At 55.6% G+C, this 5,825-nt stretch carries 4 protein-coding genes; all 4 read right to left on the bottom strand.

Translation table 11 applies throughout. The annotated features are described in order from the left end of the window. Positions 1-63 precede the first annotated feature (63 nt). The gene (locus CHB74_RS21170) at positions 64-591 is read right to left on the bottom strand and encodes a hypothetical protein (RefSeq protein ID WP_089221445.1); all 528 of its coding nucleotides are present in this window, start codon (positions 589-591) and stop codon (positions 64-66) included. Between the two features lies 1 nt (position 592). Further along, positions 593-3,589: a type III restriction-modification system endonuclease gene (locus CHB74_RS21165; protein WP_089221444.1), complete on the bottom strand. Its 2,997-nt coding sequence runs from the start codon at positions 3,587-3,589 to the stop codon at positions 593-595. Beyond that, on the bottom strand, positions 3,586-4,101 hold the full coding sequence (locus tag CHB74_RS21160; RefSeq protein WP_089221443.1) for a gamma-glutamylcyclotransferase family protein: 516 nt from the start codon (positions 4,099-4,101) through the stop codon (positions 3,586-3,588). Before CHB74_RS21160 ends, CHB74_RS21165 begins: the two co-directional genes overlap by 4 nt. Beyond that, the coding region (locus tag CHB74_RS21155; protein WP_144033897.1) for a site-specific DNA-methyltransferase at positions 4,101-5,825 on the bottom strand (1,725 nt) is incomplete at its 5' end. The genes CHB74_RS21155 and CHB74_RS21160, both read right to left, overlap by 1 nt.

Raw genomic sequence — 5,825 nt, 5'->3', positions numbered from 1 at the left:
TCCGACACGCCGATCCGCTCGCCCAACGCTGCCTCCCAAAAGCAGCCTTGAATCAATCCAGAGTCACGCCGTCAAGCTTTGTCCACGACGCCTAGCTTCGACTTGCGCCCAGTTGATGCACAAGCGATTTCCCCGCTTTTTCCCTGCGGGAAGCGCCTTGCGGTCAATCAGCTTACCCCACACTTCAAAATCGCAATTAATCTTCACGATCAAGACCTTGCTGAAGTTTCGATCCATGTTGATCTCAACGACATCGCAGCTCTTGAAAGGTGTGATCGTTTTCACTTCTACTAAATCGTTGCCAAGCCGTCCATCAGACCCCTGAGCATAATTCCGATGCAGTTTTATGCCATGGGTAATGGCCCCATAAAGTTCACCTATATCGCCATACACCTGGAGGTGTCGGCCGGTGAGCTGGTAATATTCTTCGGCAGTACCGATCAACGATTCAAAGATCGGTACAAGCGACAGGTCAGCATTGGGATAGCGGGCCCGCCATTCCTTGTACTGGATTTGCTGGTTAATCTCATCCCAACTTATCCATTCACCATCCCAAATGCCGTCGCAGATGTCAGCGGGAACATCGCCCATGTCAGCAATGCTCCATGAGGTCGTCGATCTTGGTGGCTTTGACGTAACGGGCCGGATTCTCGTCAACTGCGAGCGCCTTGAAATGCGCTTCGCCGCAAGCAATTTTCGCGGCCTCATTGTCGCGCAGATCGTCGGTGAACAGGCTGCCCTTGGTTTCGACAACGAAGTAGAGGCGTTCCTCGCCGTCCACCTGCACCAGCACAGCCCAATCGGGATTGTAGGTGCCGAGCGGCGTGGGAACTTTGAACCAACTGGGCAATTTGGCGTAGACTTTCACCGCCTCATTCTTTTCGAGCTGTTCGGCGAAGGTGCGCTCGACGCCGCCGGAATCGTAGATGACATGCTCGAACACAGATTTCTGCGTGTTTTGAAGCATATTCTTGAGGTAGCCGGTCAGCTCCTCCTGCTCGAACAACTCCTGCGCATAAAAGTGATCGTCGCCGATCCGCTGGTATTTGATGCCGTCCACGAGCGCGAGGCGCTTGGTGCGATTGATGGTTTCTGCCGCCAGCTCGATGAAGGCTTGAGGGTTACGCCTGAAATCGCCAAGCCTGCCGCTCTCGGTCAGGATGGTGACAAGGCTGCGGCGAGTAAGCTGGGTCCGGTCCTGTAAATCAGTCAGCACGTCAGGGAGGGCAATATCCCCTTCCTCGATGGTGACGGGGCCGGACGTAGCGGTTTCGGTAGCAATTACGCCGCCTTGACCGATAGCGAGGTCAGCCTTGCGAATGACAGCCTTCGCCTTGGTGATGGGTGGCGCGCTGGAAATTGCCTTGGTGCAATCCTCGATCAGCTTGGCGTTATCGAAATGAACGCGATAGGTCGTGCGGTGTTTGATGCGATCCCATAGCGCCTGAAACTCTGCGCTGTGCAGGACTTCCTTGCGCACGCGGACGGCCTTGCGGTCGTCAGCGTTCTTGATGTCGAGTTTCCCTGCGATTTTGCGCAGGACTTCCTTGATCTGCGGCAGGTGCGCAGCAAGCTCGTCAGGGACCGTCAGCGTCCCTTCTTTCAGCGCCGTACGCAGTTTGTCCTGCACTTTGCCTTTGGCGTCGATGAAATCAGCGCCTTTGAGATATTCGTGGATCGCGGCGGATTGCTCGAACCCCAGCATAGCTAGGGTACCGTCCTCTTGCTGGACAGAGATAGCCGCGAACTGGTGCTTCTCGACGATACCAAAACGGATGCCGGTATCGGCCTCGATCTCTTTTTGCAGGTTTTCGGCGAAGGCTTCGTAGCTCTCGGTGGCGATTACCGTCAGCGTGTTAATCTCGAAACCGCGCACCCGATGCCCTTTTTCGGGGCCGACAGATTTGACACAGAGGCGCAGGCCGCGCCCGATAGTCTGGCGGCGTTCACGCTCGGTGCCGATTTCGCGCAGCGCGCAAATCTGAAACACGTTGGGATTATCCCAGCCCTCTTTCAGTGCCGAGTGAGAGAAGATGAACTTCAGCTTCGTGTCGAAGCTCAGCAGCTTCTCTTTGTCCTTCATGATGAGGTTATAGGCGCGCTCGGCACTGTCGCGATTGGCCTGATTGTTCTCGGCGGTGTCGGTCCAACGCTTGGCCTTGTCGATGGAGAAATAGCCGTCGTGAACTTCTTCCGCGTCGGTAGTGAGGTCCACTTCCTTGAACAGGCTGGCATATTCGGGAAGCTTGGCGGCGCGGCGATATTCTTCCTCGAAGATCGTCGCATATTTGCCTTTCACCGCGTTTCCATCCTCGTCGTAGGAACGGTAATGCTCCACGGCATCGATAAAAAACAGGCTGAGCACCTTAATGCCGAGCGGTGCAAGACGGCGTTCTTTCTCAAGGTGCTCGGTGATTGTGCGACGGATCATCAGTCGCTTTATGGCATCGGGGTCAACATCGCCGATGGCTTGCCCTATGGCGAGGAAGGATTCCGATCCGGCTGTTTTCACTTCCAGCAGTGAATCTTTACCAGCCACGCGGATTTCGCCGATGCGGCAATCTCTATAGACAGACCGACCAGTGACATCATTTTCAAGATCGTCACCATCACGCACGGTCACTTCTTGGCGACGCACTTTCCCATGCACTTCCACATCGACCTCGACGCGAGCGGTCACAGCACCGCGCTTGTTGCTGGCAGAGAGAAAGCGCAGGTAGGCTTTGTTATGCCCACCCTCGACTTCGAGCGAGGCCACTTCGATCTGCTTGACCAGCTTGCGCTCATAGGCGTCCACCGCGTCTAGCCGGTAAACCATATGATGCTTGTCCACATGGGTTGCGGAGTAGCGTAGCGTGCAGAGCGGGTTCATGGCGCTAAGGGCTTCTTTGCCGCGCCCCTCAAGGCCGCCGTCCACGGTCTGGGGCTCGTCTACGACAATGACAGGGCGCGTGGCGCGGATCAGGTCGATTGGCGCTTCACCGCCGGTTTTCTCGCTGTCCTTGTAGAGGTTGTTCACATCCTTCTTGTTGATTGCGCCCACGGTCACGACCATGATCTGGATGGTCGGGCTGGTGGCGAAATTGCGAACTTGCCCCAGCTTTGATGAGTCGTAGAGGAAGTAATCAAAGGGCTGACCGGAATAGAGGCCCTTGAAATGGTCCTCCGTGATTTGGAGTGTTTTATAGACGCCTTCCTTGATGGCGACGGACGGCACGACGATTACGAACTTAGTGAAACCGAACCGCTTGTTCAGCTCGAAAATTGTGCGGAGGTAAACGTAGGTTTTGCCGGTGCCCGTCTCCATTTCCACCGTGAAGTCGCCGGAGGCGAGGCTGGCGGAGGGCGGCAGACCATTACGGAGCTGGATTTCATTCAGGTTAGAAATGATCTCGTCGTCGAGCAATGTCAGCCGGTTGCCGATGCCGAGGGCGTTTTCGACAAGCCCAAGCTCCTGCTGCGCGCCACCGCCAGCTTGGCGGGTGACGGTAAATTCGGTACGGTTGATTTCCTGCCCACGAAAGAGATCGCAGACGGCTTCAATGGCGGTGTGCTGGTAATCGAGGTCTGGCTCGAAATGAAGTTTCATGCCCGTACCCCCCCGATAAGTGCCATGTGCTCGTCGTGGCGTGTGCGGTCTTGATCCTCGTCAGCAGGCACGGATGCTAGCCTTGCGATATAGGACGCGGGAAGCCCGTGTTCCCGCGCACCCGCGATGACTAAGGCGCGATACCATGTATAGGGGCGAAGCGCGGGATCGGTATCGGTCGCTCTATATGCCTTGGCTGTTATCGGGCTGCCGCCACAAAGAACCTCGACCTCGATTTCTTCGTACCCGGCACCCAAGCCTTCGGCGCGGTCAAGCGCGCGTTTCTCGTGCGCTGCGATCTCATAGAGTACGCCAAGCACGGAACCATTGGCGGCGGCGCTGGCGGCAATATCGCACTTACCTGACCCGTCCCGGCTGCGCTTGTGCCAGCGCAATTCATGGCCGGACAGTTCGGCAATGCCGATTGTGCGCGCAGATGGGCACCGCTCGCGCAGGCGCGCGGTGGGCATGTTGGAGCCATAGGCGAAGGTGACGAAACTCTCCGTGCTCATCACAGGCTCCTCACGTCGAGGATACCGTTCTGGTTGAGGATCGCCGCCATGTTGGCCTTGGCCACATCATCGGCGAAGCCGGAATCCTTGAACACGACGCGGGTATCGACGGCGGGGGCAAGCTCCTTCCACCATGCGATGATGCCGTTGGCGACGGTTTCGATTGTGTCCGTGGCAAGTCCATCGGCAAGACAAACGATCAGCGCGCCACCACCGATGGAATGGACGGCCTTCCCAGCTATTTCCTTCTTCTCGATGGGAACGCACAGGTCGAGGCCCAGCTTGAGCAACAGCTCATAGAGCACGTCCTGCTCTGTGCGCCCCGGCACAAGGTGCTCGGCATTGGCGAGCAAGGTGCCTTCAAGGTCAGATAGCTCCGGTTCCCACGCGACTATGTTGGAGGAAGCCAACTTATAGGTTCGGAAACCTCTGTCGATTTTTGCCGTAGGCACTTCCGCAAACAACTTGGCAGACGACCGGCGAAGGCGCTCCTTGGTCAACTCCGCGATATTCGTGGGTTTACCGAGTTTCTGACAGAACCTCGCCGCAATCTTCTGGTCCTTGTCATCTTCACTTAGGGGTTCAGGCAACTGGACAAGTATGTAGCGCCTATGGCCCTGATCCCTAGCATTCAGTGTCATCACTGCATGGCCAGTGGTTCCTGATCCAGCAAAGAAGTCCATGACGATGGCATTTTTGTCACCGTTAGTTGCGTAATTAATCCATCGCGCCAAAATCTCATGGTCTTTTGGGTTGTTGAATATCTTTGCGCCAAACATACCAAGCATCAAATTTGATGCTTGGAGTGCGCTCCTATAGAAATATGATCCAGCCACTTGGATGCCGACATCCTCAGTTTCCATCTCGTCATCGGACTGATCGTCCTGTTCTTCATCGCCTCTAACTAGATAGGTCTTACGAATGGGCGGATCTGTTTCATTATCACGAAACATAACGCGACCAGCTTCTATCATCTGCTGCATTTTCTCAGGAGTCGAATATCGCCAGCCACCTTCTGGAACCTTGCATGGCTTGCCCGTTATCGGATGGATGACGTCATACGTTGGACCACCGCCGCCCGGCCAAGACATATTGTCATCTCGCCATACGCCTCGCTCATCGACGTTTCCGTATCGTGAAAGCTTCTTGGAAGGGTGCTCTTTGGGAAGCCCTCTGTAGAAGTCTCGGATGCCCTCCTGAATCGCCTCGTTGTCGCCATTGTGGAGGTCCTTGAGGCGCAAATATTCAGTCTGAATCTCCGCCGCACCGGGTTTTGCCTCGCGCCACTTTACTCCATCCTCAGTAAGGGCCGGTTTGTTTCTCGCATAAACAAGCATGTAGTCGTGGCCATTTGACACGAGCTTAGCGTCGTTCTTCCGACCCTTTTCCCAAATGATATTTGCGACGAAATTTTCCGATCCGAAAACTTCATCGCAGAGAATTCTCAGGTTGCTGATCTCTTGGTCGTCTATGCTAATGAATATGACGCCACTCCGATGAAGAAGGCTCTGCGCCAGCTTGAGCCTCGGGAGCATCATATTGAGCCACTCAGTATGGAAACGGCCTGAACTTTCTGGATTGGAAGTTCGCTTATACCCGTCAGCATCCAACTGTTGCGTGATGCGAAGGTAGGCGTCGTGGACAAAGCTTGACGGCGTGACTCTGGATTGATTCAAGGCTGCTTTTGGGAGGCAGCGTTGGGCGAGCGGATCGGCGTGTCGGAT

This window comes from Edaphosphingomonas laterariae, assembly GCF_900188165.1.
Lineage (GTDB): Bacteria > Pseudomonadota > Alphaproteobacteria > Sphingomonadales > Sphingomonadaceae > Sphingomonas_E > Sphingomonas_E laterariae.
The sequence above is the reverse complement of the archived record's forward strand: the minus strand, read 5'-3'. Positions and strand labels throughout refer to the sequence as shown.